Source organism: Xanthomonas campestris pv. badrii (assembly GCF_012848175.1).
GTDB lineage: Bacteria > Pseudomonadota > Gammaproteobacteria > Xanthomonadales > Xanthomonadaceae > Xanthomonas > Xanthomonas campestris_C.
Genome location: NZ_CP051651.1, coordinates 4,516,244 through 4,534,867 on the forward strand (window position 1 = coordinate 4,516,244; position 18,624 = coordinate 4,534,867).

Here is an 18,624-nt window from a genome sequence, read left to right on the forward strand (position 1 = left end):
GCACCGCGCGCTGCGGCATGGCCGTGCATGGCGCTACCAGACCTGCGCGCGCTCCTGGTCGGAGCGGACCATCGCCTCGCCCGCCTTGCAGGCAAACGCCTTGGCGTACTGGGGCATGTTGGAAGGGCCGGCATTGACGCGCACGACACTGGGCGGATGCGGGTCGGAGTTGAGCGATAGCACTTGCACCTCTTCCCGGAAGGCGTTGCGAAACAGTCGCGCCCAGTTGATGAAGAAGCGCTGCTCTGGCGTATAGCCGTCGATGGTCTTGCGGCGGTCGGGATGCTTCTTCAACTCCAGCATGAGCGCATCGTAGGCAATCGTGACGCCGGTGTAGTCGGCAATGCTTTCGCCAAGCACCAGCTCGCCGTTGACATGCAGGTCCGGCCTGTCCTTGAGCGGGACGTAACGGCTGACCTGTTGCTTGATCGTGTCGGCCCGGGCTTGGAACGCGGCACGATCGGCCGGCTGCCACCAGTTCCGGTTGTTTCCGATCGCATCGAACTGGCGGCCCTGATCGTCGAAGCCATGGCTGATTTCGTGACCGATGAAGCCACCGATGCCGCCATAGTTGAGAGCAGCGTCGGCAGTTTTGTCGAACAATGGCCGCTGCAGGATCACGGCCGGGAAGTAGATGCTGTTATCGGTCGGGTCGTAGTACGCATTGACCGTTTGCGGAAAGACCTCGCCCCAACGCTTGCGATCCGTCGGCTTGCCGATCTTCGCCATCTCTGCGCGGTGATTGAAGGCGTGGGCGCGCTCGATGTTGCGCAGGTAGCCGTCGCTCTCCAGCTGCAGGCCAGACCAATCCCGCCAGGTATCGGGGTAACCGATCTTCGGCAGCATGGTGGCCAGCTTTTCCAGGGCCGTGGCGCGGGTGGTGGGGCGCATCCAGTCAGCACCCTCGATGCGCCGCTTCATCGCGGCCCGCACGTTTTCCACCAGCGCGAGCGCATCCTGCTTGGACGCGGGGGAAAACTCCCTGGCCACGTAGAGCTGGCCCATCGCTTCTGCGATGGTGGTGTTCAGCGCATTGATCACCTGCTTCCAACGCGGCGGCGCCACCTTCTGCCCCTGCAGCGTCCTGGAGTGGAAGTCGAAGTAGTTGTCGGCAAAGGGCCTGCTCAATGCCGGCGCCGCATCGTCGATGGCCCGGAAGCGCAGATACGCTCTCCACTGCGACATCGGCGCGCTAGCCAACAGCCCATCCAGTGCCTTGAAGAATGCCGGCTGCGACACTGCAAGGCCTGGTTCTGCAGCGACCCCCTGCGCGGCCATGAAGCGGTCCCAGGCAAAGTGGGGGGTCAGCGCGTTGGCCTGCGCGGTGGTGAACCAGTGGTACATCTTGTGTGGATCGCGCTGCTCGGCAGGCGTCAGCAGCGCCGCGGCCAGGCGGCTTTCCAATTGCAGCACCTGTCTTGCCTGCACGGCCGCCTGCTCGGCAGGGGTTCCGGCCAGCACGAACGACTGCTTCACATAGGCAAGATAGGCGTTGCGGATGGCGGCGTACTGCGGGTCGACGTAGTAGTTCTTGGCCGGCAGCGTCATGCGTTCGACAGAGGCATACGCCACCATCTTCGAGACATCCTGCAATTGCGGCCGCGCCATGAACTGGAACAGCACGCCAGCGCCCTGGGCGTGGCGTTGGGTGATGAAGCGGGCGACGTCGTCTGCATTCTTCAGCGTGTCGATCGCATCGAGACGTTGCTGGATCGGGGTGATGCCCAACCGCTGGATGGTCGCCTCGTCCATCCCGGAGGCATAGAACGTTCTGACCAGCTGCTCGATGGAGCCATCAGCCGGCCGGCTTTTCAGCAGCGCCTCGGCAATGGCGTGCTGGTCCCGATAGCTGGCGTTGTAGATGTCGAACGAGGTTCCGATGCCAACCTCGTCCTGGGGGATGCCCTTGGCAAGCGTCTTGCCGTTCGCGAACGCATTGAGGTCCTGGCAGGCGTCGGCATGTGGATCCAGTTCGCCGATGTCCAGGGCCGGCGTTGCCGGCGCGGCAGCAGCAGAAGCAGGCGCAGTTGCCGGCGTTGCACCATGGGATTGATCGCCACCCTGCTGGCAGCCCGTCAAGGACAGCAAGATCGCCAGCGCAAGAGGTGCTTTGTTCGACATGGTCATCGGTGGCCGTGAAGTTGCGAGAGATGTCCGGGCAGCGTAGTTGCCGCCCTCGCGCAAGCAGGCCGGAAAAGAGAAAAGGTGACCATGGTCGCGAAAGACAACCGGCCGTGTGCCCGCTGGACGGCCATGCAGCCGCCGCCGCGCCCCACGGCCATCTTGCCCGGGGGCGGTCAGCTGTTGAGCTGCGGAATCTTCGCAAATGCCTCGGCGATGAAATCCATGAACACGCTCGCGCGCTTGGGGATCAGGCGGTTGGCGGCGTAGACGATCTGCAGCGGTGCCGGCGGCGGCGCGTAGTCGTCCAGTACCGTCTGCAGTTGGCCCGAGACCAGCCCCTGTTCGTACAGCCACGCCGGGCCGAGCCCGATGCCGAGCCCCGCGCTGACCGCCTCACGGGCGGCCTCGGGTGAGTTGACCCTGATCCGCCCGGACACCGGCACGTCGGTGTCCCTGAAACGCCAGCTCGCTCCGGTTGCCAGCAAGGTGTACAGCACGCAATCGTGATGGCGCAGGTCTCCAGGCGTGGCCGGAACGCCGCGGCGTTCCAGATACGCACGGCTGGCCACGGTGACGCGCCGGAACGCGCCGACCCGGCGCGCGCGCAGCGCACTGCTTTCCAGATGGCCGATGCGGATGGCCAGCTCCGCGCCCTCGTCGAGCAGATTGATATAGCGATCGTTGATCTGCAGATCCAGCTCCAGGGCCGGAAACTGCCGCAGAAATTCCGGCACCAGCGGCATCACGAAGGTGTGCGACAACGCCGTGGGGCACCCCACCCGCAACAGCCCGGACGGTTGCACGTCTTCGCGCAGCGCCATTTCCGATTCGGCCACCGCATCCAGGATGCGGCGCACCTCGGCGTAATAGCGCTCACCCTCCGGCGTCAGCACCAGCTTGCGGGTGGAGCGGTTGAGCAGCCGGGCCTGCAGCTGCTCCTCCAATGCCGCCACATGGCGGCTCACGTTCGGCTGCCCCAACCCCAGATCGCGGCCGGCGGCAGAAAAGCTGCCTGTCTCCACGGCGCGGGCGAAGCAATTCATCAACAGGAAACGGTCCATGCTCTCGATTCATGCGCAGCTGGCATGAACGTTATGCGTTCGCAGGCTCTTATTGCGGATCGACCAAGAAGCCATGATGCGCCTACCGAAGGCCCGCCACTGTGGTTGGCCTCACTTCAGGAGCAACGCATGTCCCGTCTCGCAGGCAAACGCACCCTCATCACCGGCGGCACCAGTGGCATCGGGCTGGAAACGGCCAAGCAGTTCCTCGCCGAAGGCGCACGCGTCATCGTCACCGGCGTGAACCCCGACTCCATCGCCAAGGCCAAGGACATCCTCGGTTCCGAGGTCCCCGTGCTGCGCGCCGATTCGGCCAGCGTCGCCGCCCAGCAGGAACTGGCCCGCGCGGTCGCCGACCACTACGGCCAGCTGGACGTGGCCTTCCTCAATGCCGGCGTCTCGGTCTGGATTCCGATCGAGAACTGGACCGAGCAGGCCTTCGACGCTTCCTTCGCCACCAACGTCAAGGGACCGTACTTCCTGCTGCAGTCGCTGCTGCCAGTGCTGGCCAACCCGGCGTCGGTGGTGCTCAATACGTCCATCAGCGCCCACATCGGTGCGGCCAGCTCCTCGGTGTACAGCGCCACCAAGGCCGCCTTGTTGAACATGAGCAAGACCTTGTCGAGCGAGCTGCTTGACCGCGGCATCCGCATCAACGCGGTCAGCCCTGGCCCGGTGGAAACCCCGTTGTACGACAAGGCCGGCATTCCCGATGCCTATCGCGCACAGGTCAACGAGCAGATCATCGCCGGCATTCCGATGGGTCGCTTCGGCACCGCGGAAGAAATCGCCAAGGCCGTGCTGTACCTGGCCTCGGACGAGTCCCGCTGGACGGTGGGCGCGGAAATCGTGGTCGACGGCGGCCGCCTGCTCAATCGCTGACCATGGCTGCCGTCCTTGCGGAACCGGCAGTGAGGGCGCGCAGCGCCACCACTGCCGGCAATGCCAGCGTTGACCGCCTGCCTGCGCCACCGACCGGTGCGCAGGTGCAGGCTGGGCGAGGCGCCCTGCGCGCCGGCACGCACGCAAGGCCCGGCATTCATCCCGCTGCATGCACGGCGGTCTGCGCCCGCTGCGTGGCCCTGCGCGTCCTTCTGCCATGGATGACGTGCGAGTCCATCGCCCTGCGCACGGCCGCCCCCACATCACCCTTCTCATTGCGACCCGGATAACCCATGTCTCCCTCCCTGACCCTGATCAGCCACCCCTTGTGTCCGTTCGTGCAACGCGCGGCGATCGTGCTGCTGGAAAACGCTGCACCGTTCGAGCGCATCGACGTCGACCTGTCGGCCAAGCCGGACTGGTTCCTGGCGTTGTCGCCCACCGGCAAGGTGCCGCTGCTGCGCATCGGCCAGCCGGACGGTAGCGTGGCCACCGTGTTCGAAAGCGTGGTGATCTGCGACTACCTCAACGACACCAGCGGCAAGCCCAGCCTGTATCCCATCGACCCCTTGCAACGCGCGCAACAGCGCGCCTGGATCGAGTTCGCCACACCCACCTTCGCCGATGGCTGGCAGTTCCTCAATGCCAGCGACCAAACCGCCGCCGACGCTGCACGCACCGCCTTCCGCGGCAAGCTGCAAAAGATCGAAGACGTGCTGGGCGAAGGCCCTTACTTCGCCGGCCCGGAATTTGGCATGGTCGATGTGGTGTTCGCACCGCTGCTGCGCTACTTCGACCTGCTGCAGGCGGACGTTTCCGCGCCGATCTTCGACGACCTGCCGCGCGTGCGCGCATGGCGTGCGGCCCTGGCTGCACGGCAGAGCGTGATTTCCGCGGTGGGGCCGGACTACGCCAGCCGCTTCCAGCAGCACTTGCAGCGGTACGGTGCCCTTTTGGCGCAGTCGGTGCCTGTGCCGGCATCGTCACCGGCACACGCCAGCGCGCAGGGCTGAGCGCATCGTCTGCGTGCGCCATACGGCGCGTAGTGCGATGGAGCGCGCGCGGCAAGCACTGGCTTGGCCGCGTCGCGCTGCACCCGCCCAGCCCGTGTGCATCGGCAATGCCCGGCTCCAGCGCGGATCGACGATGCGGCGCCATGCGGCTGAGCCAATACTGCGCAGGTCTTCTTTCTGACCAGCGCCATGCGCGTCCTATTCTTCTATGCTGCGGCGCCCGCGATCCTGCCGACGGCGTTGGCAACCGCCCACGCAGCACCGCCCACGGAGTTGTGCAAGGTCGTGCGCGCCATCGTCGACACAGCACCGCCGGGGCAGACGCACCACGCCGTCGCAACTGCCCCAGTGCGCAGCAACGCTGTACCGCCGCTGATGGTGCCTGCAGTTCGATCCCTGTCGCCTCATCTGCGCACCACGTCAACGTGCAAGATGCCTAGCAGGCCATGTTGCGGTACGTCTGCGTGGAGTTGCCTTGAGCTGACTCCAAGGCCTTGTTGCCGTAAGAGATCCAGCAACCGCTCTGCAAGCGGCATCACAAGGTGCATGCCCCAGCAGCGCTCCGATGAACCCCCGAACGGGAAATACCCGGGGTGGCTGTCGGGGTCGAGCCGGTCCCAGCGGGCCGCGCAAAAGGAATCCGGCTCCTCCCAGATGCCGGGATGGCGATGACTCAGAAACGGAAATACAAGTACATCGTCGTGAAGGCCAATACGGGCATCAATTGCACAATATTCTGGCGAAGCACTGCGACGGATACTCCACGAGGGAGGCAGCAAGCGCATGGTCTCGTATAGAATGCTTCGATTCGAAAGTTCTGGATCAAACGGCGAAGCGAGCCAAATCGCGTTAGTGACCAATGTCGAAATGGCGATGCAGATCGGTCCCGCTGCACGGCGGTACAGGCCAAGTGCAAACCGACGTTGCTCATAGGTGGACGCTGCTGCAGTTAGTGTTGCAAGCTCTGACGCATGAGGCCCCAAGCGGAAGGGAAAAAGCGCGCTCGCACTGATCGCTGCCCACGTGAGTGGCGGGGCAAGCACCAACAACCGGTCGACCACCATGCGCATCTGTAATGGGTCATCTCCGAACACCCACTCGCAAAGATACTGATGACCAACGTGTGGCCAGGAACCAGTGAGGTCTTTACCGCTGGGCCAAGGCTTTGCCAATGCATGACGCACGTCGCGACCAAGGGCCTGCATCACCTTTGAGGTGTGCGCTTTCGGAATTGAACGCCCACGAAGTGGCTTGAAGGTGGGGCGCTCCGACTCGAGGGCCGGCCTTGCCTCCAGAACTTTTTCGATCAATGCCGCGCCGGAAATACCCACCGTCGTCTTATCGAGACGGAACAGGTCATCGCCAACATGCTCATCCAGCAGGTTTTGCATCTTCGGCGCAAAGCGGGTGGCACGTTTGGCGGGCTGGGAGTGAAGTGCAAGCATCATTGCTCCGGTAGGCTCACACTCAAGGCATCAGCCTTGAGTGTGAGCCGCGCTTTGCATTTATCTGCTGAGCATTTATCTATTGAGATATACGTTTACCAGCAGTACCAGCCCCAAGCGCTGTTCTTGAGACTTCCCTTTGCGAGCAATGACTTCTTAATAGAAAAAAGAATTTTCATGGAAAGCTCCTGATGATGAAAGTTAGAGAAGGAACTGCAGGTTTGGCACTCACTCGTCGTGCCAACGGCACCCTATCCGCTGATAATACCCAAGTCAATGTTTTGCAAAGTTAGTTTCTTCGACTATCTGGAAGATAATTAAGTGTCGTTTAATTATTTCGTTCTTCAAGAAAAAATTTCGCCAAGCAGTACAATGGTGGCGATGCGTTCTACGGCATTCCGCCTGTACGCACTGGTCCTATCCCCGGCATGATACACGCGGGTGGATCGGGTCCTTCGGTGATCGCTGCACGCCTGGCGGCTCACATAGCGCCCTGTTTGCATCCAGGGAAGCGCACTACCCAGCAGTGCCCAAGTCGCCCAGCACGTCCTCCACTTGCTCAGCCAACTGCTGCAAGCAATGCGCCCACTGCTGTAGTGGAATGGCCGGCATGCCCATGGCGCCTTCGTCGCGCGAACGCGGTGTGGCCAAGGTAGCGAGCAGGCGCAGCTGGTCGCGTACGCGTAGAAGATGGTATTGCGTGCCTTCGGACATCCAGTAGCCGGGTTCGTCGTGCATGCCGCTCTCCTTACCGTGAGGCAGCTCCCGCTGCACAGCGCAGCGGGATGCCGGGAGGCTAGAAACCGCACGAAGCCGGCGGGCTTATTCCCCTTGCGGGTGTTGTATTCGCCGCCCTCCCGGCGCAGGAACGCCGAGCCGTGCCAAGCCTCTCGGCCGGACACAAAAAACCCACCAAGTTATCGGAGGTGGGTGCCGCTTCGTGAGGAGCTTCTAGGCTCCGAGCAGGAGTGTGCGGCGACCTGTTAGCCGGGTCAAGCAGCTTGTCGAACGCACGACGAACGCCTGTCGTGTACTGATAACGGATGGCGGCAAGCACGCTAGCGCCGATTCCGCGTAGGCATGACCGTGCCGCTGCCCAGCGTGGTTGCGAGCGCGCTAGCGGAAGGGCACGCCTTGGCTCGGTTCGCTCACTCCGCGCGCGAGTTCTTGCTGCTGCACAAGCTCTCTTTCCTGCGCGATAGTGAACCGCCCCGCTTTTCCCGGAGACTCCTTGGTTTGAGTCACGCCGACATGGCGGACTCGTTGGGTTGCTTGTGTTTGGAATAATAGTTGGCTTCGGCCTCGGCCGGTGGGATGTTGCCGATCGGCTCAAGCAAGCGGCGATTGTTGAACCAATCGACCCAGGCGAGCGTGGCCCACTCGACCTGCTCGCGCGTGCGCCAGGACGACGTGCGGTGGATCACCTCGGCCTTGTACAGGCCGTTGATGGTCTCAGCCAGTGCGTTGTCGTACGAGTCGCCCACACTGCCCACCGAGGGCTCCAGGCCGGCCTCGGCGAGCCGCTCGGTGTAGCGGATCGAGACGTACTGCACGCCCCGGTCGCTGTGGTGGATCAAACGATCCGGTCCGACCGGCTTCCTCGCATGCAGCGCCTGCTCGAGCGCATCGAGCACCAGGTCGGTCTGCATCGACGGCGACGCCTTCCAGCCCACGATCCGGCGTGCGAACACGTCGATGACGAAGGCCACGTAGATCCAGCCTTGCCACGTCGACACATAGGTGAAGTCCGAGACCCACAACGCGTTTGGCCGATCCGAGGTGAACTGCCTGTTGATCTGATCGAGCGGGCACGGCGCCTTCGCATCGCTCACCGTCGTGCGCACCGCCTTGCCGCGGATGACCCCGCGCAGGCCCAAACGCTTCATCAGACGCTGCACGGTGCAGCGCGCAACAGCGAACTTCTCCCGCCGCATCTGCCGCCAGAGCTTACGTACGCCATAGACCTGGAAGTTCTCGTCCCACACACGCCTGATTTCAGGCATCAACGCCTCGTCCGTCTTGGCCCTTGCCGAGCGCAATTCAGGATCGGACTTTCGGGCTGCGTGCGCGTAATACGTCGACGGGGCGATCGGCAACACCTTGCAGATCGGCTCGACCCCGTGAACGTCGCGATGGTCGTCGATGAAGCGCTTCACCTCTTGAAGGGGCGGTCGAGCTCCGCCTGGGCAAAATACGCCGACGCCTTGCGCAGGATCTCGTTGGCCTGGCGCAGTTCGCGCACCTCGCGCTCAAGCAACCTGATGCGCTCGTTCTCGGCTGTCGTCACGCCCTCGCGCTTGCCGGCATCACGCTCGTACTGCCGGATCCAGCCGCGCAACGTCTCGGCCGTACAGCCCACCTTGGCCGACACCGACACAATCGCCGACCACTGCGACGCGTACTCGCCCTGGTGCTCCAGCACCATCTTCACCGATCGCTCCCGGACCTCTGGGGAAAACTTGCTTGCTCTGCTCATGGCTCCATCTTCTCAAGTAATGGAGCATCCGGGGTTCCCGGGGAGGTTCAATAGCCTGATTAGCTGCCAATAATTTCTGGTCAGACTGCTCAACAGGCGTGCGAATCGCCTCATCAATATGCACATGCACCCGCTGATGTGCAGGATCATCCAGCCGACCCTCGACCGCGAAGACATTGCCTGTCTTACCCATCACGACATGGTCCACACGGCTAAGTGCGCTGCCTGACAGGGAGCGGTCATTGGAATCCGGATAGGCATCTCGGTTGTCCTTGCACACAGCAAGCAGGCTGCGGCTAACCCGTTCGCTCATGTCGTCGTAGGGTTTGCCCACGCTCTCGTCGATCTTGCGTACACCGCTACGGATCTGCTCAAGCATGGCGTGGTCTGGATGCGCAGGGTCGTCCGGACCGCGCAGGCCAGCTGCGGGCGCACTAGGAACAACCGGAACATAGCGATGGTCATGTGCCGGGTTCACGCTGCCGTCCTGGGTATGGTCAAAATGGTGGAGCGTTGGCGGGGCAGTACTGCTGTCGTGGTAAGGAAACGGTGCCTTGTTCGGCCCGCGGTCCAGGCCTTCGTTCTCGATCAGGTGCTCCTTCAACCCCAGCCCTGCCATGTCAATCACCAGCTGTGGGCGGACACCTTTATGCAGCACGTTTGCCCGATCTTCCGCCTGCAGGATCTGCTCGATGGCCCAGGTGCCGTAGTAGTTGGTGTAGTCCGCGGTGGGCTGCAGCTGGCCTGCTTGATTGCGATGCTCGCCTATACTTACTGGGCGCTGACCTGGTTGTGCGTAGAGAGGAGATGGGCGATCAAAGTAGTGTTGGCCCATTGCCGCAACGTTGCTGGCTGTCTGGGAGAGGCTCCCGTCCTGATTGAACTTAAGGTTAGGCTTGGCAACCGCCGCGGCAGGATTGGAAGGATCTCTTGATATGAAGTCCAGCTGCCTGGTGGTCCGGGTGGCAAGCATCACGTCGAGGCCATTTGCATTAGGATTGAGCTGTTTCTCGCGGCTCAGCAAAGCATTCCAACCGGCAATTTCCGCTTTTGCCTCGTCTTCCCGCCCCGACTGTATGTAAGCCCTGAGCTCATCGGTATAGTCATGCACCGGACCCTTGATCTTAGCTTGCTTTTCGATATCAGCTAGAAATTGCACGGTTGCTTGCGTCTTGGCCGCATGGTTGAAACTGTGTTGTATTTCATGTCCCAAGACAAACGTCATGTCTTGTGCATTGAAGCTGCCGCCCGGTGTGGACTGCGATGCCGATTGCAGACCGATCGGAGGCAGATTCATTATTTTTCGGTTGCCATCGTATGTGCCACCCGCAGAAACGCCGGGCCCAACAAATCCAAAGCCTTCCAGCTGAGCCCGCTGTGGTCTGGTAGTATCAGACGTATCGACGGTCGTTGCAGCCTTTTTTATCTCATCAGCTAGATATGGTGACTTATTGATGCTGGATTGCAGATTATCGACCATGTCTTGCGTGACAGGGTGCTGATTTCTCGCAGCGTCTTGGTAGGTGCTGTGAGCGAATGCCACAGACATCTGTTGAATCTGTAGTGAAGCTCTCAGATCGTTGGTCGCAGCTGTGCCTGAGGGTTGTAGATTCGCTGTAGGGAGCGTGATGACGCCATTTTGCTTGTCGTAAGTTCCTGTCAAATTCGGATGAGTGCTGTTCGAATTCCGTATCGTGAATTACTTGAGCTGCCCCGATTGAGCCTGCTGTTCAAACTGAGCCAGCAACCCAGCATCACTGGTGATTGCATTACGCAGCTGGGCAACTTGGTCATTGTTCACGCCCTGGGTAGCAGAAAAGCGCGAGAGTGCGGCTTCAAGCTGTGGGCTTGGACTAGCCATGTACTTTCTCCCGAGGCTCAGCGCCCGTTTAATGTTCCGATTGATTTAACGCAGAGTCGCGTTTCCTCACGGGGAGCTAGGTTCTGAGGAATCACAGAGATCACGATATTTCCTGTAGCACCGCTTTCTGCCAACTTTGTATAGCGCCAGTCTTCTAACTGGCCAATTGGGCCATAGGTAGGGGACGCCTTGAATCCCAGTGCCTTGAGCTTACGATCATAGTATTCAAAATCTCGCTTGCATATGCTGGACATACTTGCCAATTCGTCCACGCTATTTTGAAACGTCAAGTCGACGCCCTTCAAAAGAGAGGGCGATTCTGGCGTATACGTGAATGCATAGCGCCATCCATCGGCAAGGTCGACACTCCAGTAGCCAACTGACAGCTTGCCCTGCTCGGGCACTTTGAGCGGGATTCCCATGGTCTCCCGAATACGTTCAGGGCTCAAGTCATCTCGAGAATCAAGGCTTTCGATTAGCTTCAAAAAACGGTCGCCGATCTCTTCCGCGCTAAGGGTAATCTTGTCGGCCGTTACGGCCTCCGGCAAAGTCATGTCAGCGTGCTCCTTCGGAAGTGGCTTCAGGGGTTGGGCTGCTGTATGAGCACAAGCACTTATTGCAGTCCCACAGAATGCGATTAGGAATAACAGGGCGGTTCGGGGGAAGCGCATGGCAGATCCCAAAGACGGGTTGAGGAAAAAAGCTTGGCGAGCATGCTCTGAGCAACTGTGCAATTTCATCCTTAGTAACACCAAGCCCGGAAAGCCCAAGCTAACTCTACTTCAATTTTTGATTGGAGGTCGTCATTAGCTTCTATGATTTGCTAATTCAATGTACCAATTGATTTGACGCAGAGCCTACCAGGAGAGCCAGGTGTCTCGTTCTGTATAACTATCGACATAACAATATCGGTATCACTTCCGTCTTTCGCAAACTTAGAAAGCCGCCAGCTTTGCAGTTGACCTATTTCCCCGTATACAGGCGAATCGGCGAACCCAGAATTCACAAGCGAATCCTTGTATTTCTCAAAATTGACGCAGTTGCATTCCAGGCTGGAATACTCAGCCTTTTCGTTGATGAAAGACAAGCTTATCCCCTGCTTCAGCGAGCGAGATTCGGGGATGAGCTCCAGTGAGTAGCTCCAACCATTGCCAAGGTCTTGGCCATGGATATATGACTCGATACTTTCAGAGGGGAAGGAGACTTTCTTCAGGGAAATCCCGGTAACATCACGTACACGCTCAACTGTCAAATCCCTTGTAGATTCCAATCCTTAAAGCAGCCTCAAAAAACTGTCGCCAATTTCAACCGCGCTGAGCGTGGGATTGATCGTCGATGTCTCAGGCGTCGTCATTGCGCGTGGCTCTTTTAGGAGTGGCGAGGTTGGGTCGGCTGGCGTATGCGCACACGCACAAAGCATGCTTTGGCAGAGGACGAGAAGTGAGAGTGAAGTGGATGTTATGTGTCTCATCAGCAATCCGTCTATGCGGGCTAGTCATCTTACTTTAGCAAGTTGGAAGCGACGCCAGCCATCTTGCTCGTGCAGCCAGCTACTCATGCAAATTTTGTTCAAAGCAGGTCGATTTATCGGGATCTGTGCTTAGCTGTATGCACCATGCGGTTTCGAGGTCTGGGCTGTGACTGGCCATGAGAAGCTGTTCCGTAGCGTCTTACCGACCATTCAATGTAGTGATTGATTTAACGCATACCTGACTTGAGGAGCCGGCAGCGGAATTTTGCGGGATTACAGACAAGACGATATTTCCGCGCTCCGCAAACTTTGCATAGCGCCAGTTCTCAAGCTGGCCAATTGGTCCTTATGTGGGAGAAGCAACAAATCCGGCGCTTTTCAATGTGCTGTCGTAGCGCTGAAAATCCAGGCTGCAAATCGCTTTCATGTCAGAGAAGCGACCAGCTGTATTCTCGAACGAAAGACCTATGCCTGGTAATAGCGATGGAGATGCAGGAACGTAGTCGAATGCGTACCGCCAACCGCCACCCAAATCTTCACTCCAGATCACCGCGCCAAGCGCACCGGGAGCAACGGAGATCCGGAAGCCCATGACATCTTGAATGCGCTCTGGAGTTATGTCTTCACGCGAATCTAGGCTAGTAATAAGCTTCAAGAAACGGAGGCCCATCTCTTCTGCGCTAAGCGCAATTTTTTCGATCATGACGGCTTCCGGCAAAGTCATGTCGGCGTGCTCCTTCGATAGCGGCTTGATGGATTGGGCTGGCGTGTGAGCGCAAGCGCTCAGGGCAGGCCCGCAAAGTGTGGTTATAACGAGAAGGGCGACTCGAGGGAAACGCATCAGCGGATCCTGAAAGGCTGGCAAAGAAGCATGCGCCGCATCCGTGCACCGTGTGGGCCGTAGACATAAATAGCTGGCACCCCATCGCTAGACCACTCTTTGCAAAATGCCGGGGTCGGCACGCAGGCGGCTCCAGGTACGGATCACCCGGGATCCTACACGCGGCGTTGGACGCCCGTACATCTGGACTTCGTTGTCGACGACCTTGAGCAGGCGGTCTCTCAGTCACTCGCCGCCGGAGTAACACAGGAGCGGGCGATCCGTGACACTGCGTGGGGCCGCGTCGCGGTGATGGCCGATCCGTTTGGGCATGGCTATTGCCTGATTGAGTTCACCGCTGCCCAGCGGCTATAGGCGGATTACCTCAGCTTGCGTAACAGCACCGATAGAGCAGTTGCCTACCCTCCCTGACACCGCTGCCATCCACCCGCAGCGGCCGACACCTGTTCCCATCCATTGCGCAGCCGCTTCATCGCCTGCCCGCCCACGCATGCGTAGCCCAGTTGCTTGGCCTCTGCCGTGCCCAGGCCCGGTAGCGCGATGATGGAATCCGATGCAGCGGGACGCCCCTGGCTGCGTGCCTCGTTGCGCAGCATCATGTTCTCGACGCTCTGGCAGTAACGCACCATGCCCGGATGCGGATGCGCGCGGTATTGCTCGCAATTGAACGGCGTGGTGTCGCGCGCCATCGCGTTGTACGGCTGCCGCGTTGGCGGGATGGACTTGCTGTTCGCCTTGCCGGTGGCTGAGCGCATGCTTTGTGCGTAGACGCCTGGTCCGCACGCAAGCATGCACAGCGTTGTCAGTGCCAGCGCGACACGGCGCGCGGTGGTCATCCTGTCCATGGTGTTCCCCTCTGTCCGCACCAATCCTAGACCACGCGTCGCATGCGCGGGTGGTTCAGTCCGCTTGGTGATCGGGGTCTGTCCCTGGCGCTGCCGCCACTACGACGCCCGCGACGACAGATAGGCCACCTCAACCGTGTGCCCGGCATCTAGCGCCACGCTTGTGCCGACTGCAATGTCACTTGTCGGGTAGGGCACTGCGCAAACTCGCGTGGTGCTCGCTGCCCGCCTCACATCACGCCGATGCTGTGGGTCGCCTGCGCCACAACGGCATCAGCGCGACCAACCCAAGCACTGGGCCAGGCAGCAGCACCCACGCGATATGCAGCCCCAGCGCGTCCACATACCGCGTGCTCACGCCGATCGCCACCACGGTGATCGCAAAGCCAATGGCGTTCTGCATCGACAGCGCACTGCCCACGATGGCAGGCGGGCACGCACGTGCGGCCAACGCGGAAAACTGCGGGGAGTCCGCCACCACACTGGCGCCCCACACCAGCATCAACACCAGCGCCGCATAGCCCGATTGCGCACCCAGCCAAGGAAACACCGCACAACACAGCGCCGACAGCAGCAACGCCACTGCGGCCACGTGCGCGCTACCGATGCGCGCACTCACCTGCCCGCCCAGTACGCAGCCCACGGCCCCTGCGGCGATTACTGCAAACGCCAATGTGGCCGTGCTCACCCCAAGCGATTGCGCCAGGCCGGCGCGCGTGATCAGCAGCGGCGTCAGCGTCCACAGTGCATACAGCTCCCACATGTGGCCGAAGTAGCCAAACGTGGCCGCGCGAAAGTCCTTCAACGAAAACGCCTGCAATACCGCTCCGAACGCCAGCTTGCCGCCCGCCCGTGCCGGCACAGCCGCGCCTTGTCCCAGGCGCAGGATCATCGCCGCGGCAATCACGGCCAGCAACGATGCCGCCACCATCGGCGTCTGCCACGGCAAGGCGCCACCCACCGCCTTGATGCCCTGCGGCAACGCCGTGCCCAGCGTCAGCATGCCGACCAGCCACGCCAGCGCCTTGCCCGCATGCTGGGGCGCCCACTGCACCACCAGCTTCATCCCGATCGGGTAGATGCCTGACAGGCACAGCCCCACCGCAAAGCGCCACACCACCCCCGTCGCGACATCGCTGGCAAACACCGCGAACCCCAGATTGCACGCCGCCCCGGCGACCGCGCAGCCGGCAAAGATGCGGCTGGCCGCAAACCGGTCGGCCAACCCGCTCAGCGCAAAACTCAACGTGCCCAGGATGAAACCTGCCTGCGTGGCCATGGTCAGCCACCCAATGGCCGCTGTACCCACGCCCCATTGCCGCATCACATCGTCGGCCGCGCTATTGGCCGAAAACCACAACGAGGTGCCCAGCAACTGCGCCACGATGATGACCACGAGTGCGGTACTGGATCGCATGGATGTCTCACCCGCCAGCTGCATCGGGTGAGTTTAATGGATAGCGGTAGGCATCCATGCTCGCCGGGACGGAGCAGCCTGACATCGGAGCTACGCGGCGCCGCGCAGCGGTGTCAGCTTGGACCCAGTGTCAGGTAACGCGTACGACGACATGGAGGAAGGGGGGCGCCGGTGCACAAGGCTTCGCCCGTCCCCTCATCCGGCCCTGCGGGCCACCTTCTCCCGGGGGAGAAGGCAGACGCGATGCAGGGTCTTGGCTGGATCGTCGGGTGCGATATGCCAGGTATGCGAGGCCGCGCACGTACGAAATCGGACTCGGAAACGTCCGTGCCAACGGCCGAAAACAACAATGCCCCGACGTGATCGGGGCGTTGTTGTGTATTTGGTGCGGTATGGCACGTGTCACTTGGCACAGGCTGTTGATGACAGCGTCGCACCGCCAATCAGTTGCGCTGCCAGGCATCGAACCGGATTGGGGCGACCTGCGCGGCCAGCTGGACACGCTGCTGCGCTGCGCCAGACCGGCAAGGCCGAACTCGACCCCGAGCGCCTGAAGGCCCAGGCCGAGGACGTGCGCGATGACGGCAGGGAGTGGACCTGAGCAAAGCACCGGGGTTAACCCTTCGCGGCGACGGATGCCGCGGCTCGCTCGACACCGCGCCATCCAGGGGGGCGGTGTTTTTCGTCCACGGCGCGGCCGCCACGCCTGTGCGCCGTCGACAGCACGGCGCAGGCGCCGGCCGCCATGCGGTGCACCACGCCAGCGGCCGGCTGCGGCGTGCCTAAACACGTTGGCCGCAGCGCGTGCCGCTCGCCGCTGCGGCACGCGTCCTGCCCGGCCTGCGTGCCACAATGCCGCCACTTCCTACCAGGCACGGCCGCCACGTGAGTACAGCCCACCCCGTCGTTGCGCCGAGCGGTCTGGAGTTTCTGTCTGGCGGCGGGGTCATGGGCGCGACCATCCGCGCGTACGACTGGGCCGCCACGCCGCTGGGCGACCCGCACACCTGGCCGCAGTCGCTGCGCTCGGCATTGTCGATCATGCTCAATGCGCGGTTGCTGGGCGCGGTGCTGTGGGGGCCACAGCTGCGCATGTTTTACAACGACGTCTATCTGCAGTCGTTGGGCGACCGCCACCCGCATGCGCTGGGCCAACCGGTGGCAGCGGTGTGGGGCGAGACCTATGCACCGATCGCCGAGGATTTCGCACGGGTGATGCGCACCGGCGAGGGTTACGGCCAGGGCGTGGTCGCCCTGCCGATGCTGCGCAATGGCGTGCACGAAACCACCTACTGGAATGCGACCGCGTCCCCCATCCGCGGCGAGGACGGCAGCATCGTGGGGCTGCTCAACATCGCCATCGAAACCACCGCGCAGGTCGCGGCCGAGCGGCATCGCGACATCCAGAACGCGATGCTGAGCAACGAGAACACGCATCTGGTGCACGAGGTGGTCAACCGCACCACCGAACGCGATCGGGCGCTGGAAGCGGAAACCGCCGCGCGCCGCAATGCCGAGCGCGTGCAGCTGGCGCTGGCGGCCGGGGCCATCATCGGCACCTGGATCTGGGACCTGCCCGACGATGCGTTTTCGGTGGACGAGGCGTTTGCCGAGAACTTCGGCTTCGACCCATCCAGCAGCCGCACCGGCTTGCCGCTGGAAAGGGTGATTGCCAACGTGCATCCGGACGACCGCGACGGCCTGCGCGCAGCGATCAACGAAGCACTGGCACGCGGCGGTGCGTATGCGCACCAGTACCGGGTCAGGCGCCGCGACGGCAAGTACTACTGGCTGGAAGCCAACGGCCGGGTGGAACATGCGCCGGACGGCACGCCGCTGCGGTTTCCCGGCGTGTTGCTGGATATCGATGCGCGCCATGCCTTGTCCGAAGAACGCGACCGCGCCCTGGCCGCGTTGCGCGAACTGAGCCAGACGCTGGAACAGCGTGTCACCGCACGGACCGGCGAGCTGATGGTGGTGGAAGAGGCGCTGCGACAATCGCAGAAAATGGAAGCGGTGGGCCAGCTCACCGGCGGCCTGGCGCACGACTTCAACAACCTGCTGGCCGGTATTTCCGGCGCGCTGGAACTGATGACCTTGCGCATGGAACAGCAGCGTTTTGCGGAGTTGCCGCGTTACCTCGGCATCGCGCAAAGCGCCACCACGCGCGCGGCATCGCTGACGCACCGGCTGCTGGCGTTCGCGCGGCGGCAGACGCTGCTGCCCAAGCCGACCGATGTCGGCCAGCTGATCGCCGACATCCTGGAGCTGGTGCAGCGCACCGTGGGGCCGGGCATCCGGGTGGAGAGCGTGCCCAACCCGGTGCTGTGGCCGGCACTGGTGGATGCCTCGCAGCTGGAAAACGCGCTGCTCAACCTGTGCATCAACGCACGCGATGCCATGCCCGATGGCGGGCAGCTACGCATCGACACCAGCAACCACTGGATCGACCACGACCTGGCGCGGCAACTGGGCATGCGCCAGGGCCCGTACCTGTCGCTGTGCGTCAGCGATACCGGCACCGGCATGCCGCCGGACGTGGTGGCGCGCGCGTTCGACCCGTTCTTCACCACCAAGCCGTTGGGCGAGGGCACCGGGCTGGGGCTGTCGATGATCTACGGCTTCGCCAAGCAGTCCGGTGGCCAGGTGCGCATCCAGTCGGACGTGGGCAAGGGCTCGCGGGTGTGCATCTATCTGCCGCGGCATCTGGGCGATGCGGCGCAAACCGATGCACACGAACAGCCGCTGCAACTCACCCCCACCGATGCCGGCGAGACGGTGCTGATCGTCGACGACGAACCGTCCATCCGCTTACTGCTGGGCGAAATCCTGCAGGAGCTCGGCTACACCGTGATCGAAGCCGGCGACAGCGTGGCCGGCCTGGGCATCCTGCAGTCGGAGGTGCGTATCGATCTGTTGATCAGCGACGTCGGCCTGCCCGGTGGCATGAACGGCCGCCAGATGGCCGACGCCAGCCGCGCACATCGCCCCGATCTGAAAGTGCTGTTCATCACCGGCTTTGCCGAGAACGCGCTACTGGACGATCACCACCTGGAACCGCGCATGGCAGTGCTGACCAAACCCTTCAGCGTGAGCGTGCTGACGGCGCGGGTGAAGGAGTTGATTGCGACCGAGGGCTGAGTGCAGGTGACAACGCTGCATGCAGCGGAAAGCACAGCTGTCGGTGC

General features: G+C 62.1%; 12 protein-coding genes, 3 pseudogenes and 1 other annotated feature. Of the genes and pseudogenes, 5 read left to right on the plus strand and 10 right to left on the minus strand.

Annotated elements, in window-relative coordinates; all coding sequences use genetic code 11:
* Positions 1-33: 33 nt before the first annotated feature.
* Together HG421_RS19155 and HG421_RS19160 are read right to left on the minus strand one after the other, a co-directional pair.
* Entirely contained in the window at positions 34-2,127 is a 2,094-nt protein-coding gene (locus tag HG421_RS19155; RefSeq protein ID WP_169708269.1) for a M13 family metallopeptidase, read from the minus strand.
* A gap of 170 nt (positions 2,128-2,297) precedes the next feature.
* Positions 2,298-3,185, minus strand: coding sequence for a LysR family transcriptional regulator (locus tag HG421_RS19160; RefSeq protein ID WP_169707734.1), 888 nt, complete (start codon positions 3,183-3,185; stop codon positions 2,298-2,300).
* Positions 3,186-3,314: 129 nt separating this feature from the next.
* Here HG421_RS19160 and HG421_RS19165 point away from each other — a divergent pair, with 129 nt between their 5' ends.
* Positions 3,315-4,067 (plus strand): SDR family oxidoreductase, encoded by a 753-nt coding sequence (locus HG421_RS19165; RefSeq protein ID WP_169707735.1) that lies wholly within the window; start codon positions 3,315-3,317, stop codon positions 4,065-4,067.
* Positions 4,068-4,360: 293 nt separating this feature from the next.
* Positions 4,361-5,080, plus strand: coding sequence for a glutathione S-transferase family protein (locus HG421_RS19170; RefSeq protein WP_169707736.1), 720 nt, complete (start codon positions 4,361-4,363; stop codon positions 5,078-5,080).
* A gap of 599 nt (positions 5,081-5,679) precedes the next feature.
* Here HG421_RS19170 and HG421_RS19175 read toward each other — a convergent pair.
* The 6 genes and pseudogenes from HG421_RS19175 to HG421_RS21570 all read right to left on the minus strand — a co-directional run.
* A pseudogene (locus HG421_RS19175) lies at positions 5,680-6,528 on the minus strand (cytochrome P450); the annotation flags it as partial.
* Between the two features lie 513 nt (positions 6,529-7,041).
* A complete protein-coding gene (locus tag HG421_RS19180; protein WP_169707738.1) occupies positions 7,042-7,263 on the minus strand; it encodes an XAC0095 family protein in 222 nt (73 codons plus the stop codon).
* A 503-nt stretch (positions 7,264-7,766) separates the two neighbouring features.
* Positions 7,767-9,001 (minus strand): IS3 family transposase gene (locus HG421_RS19185; protein ID WP_169707739.1). Its coding sequence is split into 2 segments (ribosomal slippage): positions 7,767-8,716 and positions 8,716-9,001, totalling 1,236 coding nucleotides; the frame shifts between segments, so codons are not numbered across the junction.
* Positions 8,607-8,723 (minus strand) — a sequence feature (AL1L pseudoknot). Its footprint overlaps the gene before it by 117 nt.
* A 34-nt stretch (positions 9,002-9,035) precedes the next feature.
* Positions 9,036-10,802: pseudogene (locus HG421_RS19190) on the minus strand (XVIPCD domain-containing protein); the annotation flags it as partial.
* Positions 10,803-10,879: 77 nt separating this feature from the next.
* Positions 10,880-11,533: a hypothetical protein gene (locus HG421_RS19195; protein WP_169708270.1), complete on the minus strand. Its 654-nt coding sequence runs from the start codon at positions 11,531-11,533 to the stop codon at positions 10,880-10,882.
* Between the two features lie 999 nt (positions 11,534-12,532).
* Positions 12,533-13,174: pseudogene (locus tag HG421_RS21570) on the minus strand (hypothetical protein).
* A gap of 99 nt (positions 13,175-13,273) precedes the next feature.
* Between HG421_RS21570 and HG421_RS19205 the strand changes: the two are divergent.
* Complete coding sequence (locus HG421_RS19205; protein ID WP_248279418.1) at positions 13,274-13,528, plus strand: VOC family protein; 255 nt, start codon at positions 13,274-13,276, stop codon at positions 13,526-13,528.
* 44 nt (positions 13,529-13,572) lie between these two features.
* Here the strand turns inward: HG421_RS19205 and HG421_RS19210 are convergent, their stop codons facing one another.
* Together HG421_RS19210 and HG421_RS19215 are read right to left on the minus strand one after the other, a co-directional pair.
* A complete protein-coding gene (locus HG421_RS19210; protein ID WP_169707740.1) occupies positions 13,573-14,019 on the minus strand; it encodes a hypothetical protein in 447 nt (148 codons plus the stop codon).
* A 235-nt stretch (positions 14,020-14,254) separates the two neighbouring features.
* Positions 14,255-15,436 carry an MFS transporter gene (locus HG421_RS19215; RefSeq protein WP_169707741.1) on the minus strand — a complete coding sequence of 394 codons (1,182 nt, stop codon included), beginning with the start codon at positions 15,434-15,436 and terminating at the stop codon, positions 14,255-14,257.
* Positions 15,437-15,908: 472 nt separating this feature from the next.
* On the opposite strand from HG421_RS19215, the gene HG421_RS21455 reads away from it, so the two are divergent.
* Both HG421_RS21455 and HG421_RS19220 read left to right on the plus strand, forming a co-directional pair.
* The gene (locus HG421_RS21455) at positions 15,909-16,037 is read left to right on the plus strand and encodes a hypothetical protein (RefSeq protein ID WP_282434625.1); all 129 of its coding nucleotides are present in this window, start codon (positions 15,909-15,911) and stop codon (positions 16,035-16,037) included.
* 347 nt (positions 16,038-16,384) lie between these two features.
* Positions 16,385-18,577 (plus strand): PAS domain-containing protein, encoded by a 2,193-nt coding sequence (locus tag HG421_RS19220; protein ID WP_248279419.1) that lies wholly within the window; start codon positions 16,385-16,387, stop codon positions 18,575-18,577.
* Positions 18,578-18,624 lie beyond the last annotated feature (47 nt).

Coding starts and splice junctions, on each gene's coding strand:
- HG421_RS19155 (WP_169708269.1), bottom strand. CDS start 2,127: ATGACCATGTCGAACAAAGCACCTCTTGCGCTGGCGATCTTGCTGTCC.
- HG421_RS19160 (WP_169707734.1), bottom strand. CDS start 3,185: ATGGACCGTTTCCTGTTGATGAATTGCTTCGCCCGCGCCGTGGAGACA.
- HG421_RS19165 (WP_169707735.1), top strand. CDS start 3,315: ATGTCCCGTCTCGCAGGCAAACGCACCCTCATCACCGGCGGCACCAGT.
- HG421_RS19170 (WP_169707736.1), top strand. CDS start 4,361: ATGTCTCCCTCCCTGACCCTGATCAGCCACCCCTTGTGTCCGTTCGTG.
- HG421_RS19180 (WP_169707738.1), bottom strand. CDS start 7,263: ATGCACGACGAACCCGGCTACTGGATGTCCGAAGGCACGCAATACCAT.
- HG421_RS19195 (WP_169708270.1), bottom strand. CDS start 11,533: ATGCGCTTCCCCCGAACCGCCCTGTTATTCCTAATCGCATTCTGTGGG.
- HG421_RS19210 (WP_169707740.1), bottom strand. CDS start 14,019: ATGGACAGGATGACCACCGCGCGCCGTGTCGCGCTGGCACTGACAACG.
- HG421_RS19215 (WP_169707741.1), bottom strand. CDS start 15,436: ATGCGATCCAGTACCGCACTCGTGGTCATCATCGTGGCGCAGTTGCTG.
- HG421_RS19220 (WP_248279419.1), top strand. CDS start 16,385: ATGGGCGCGACCATCCGCGCGTACGACTGGGCCGCCACGCCGCTGGGC.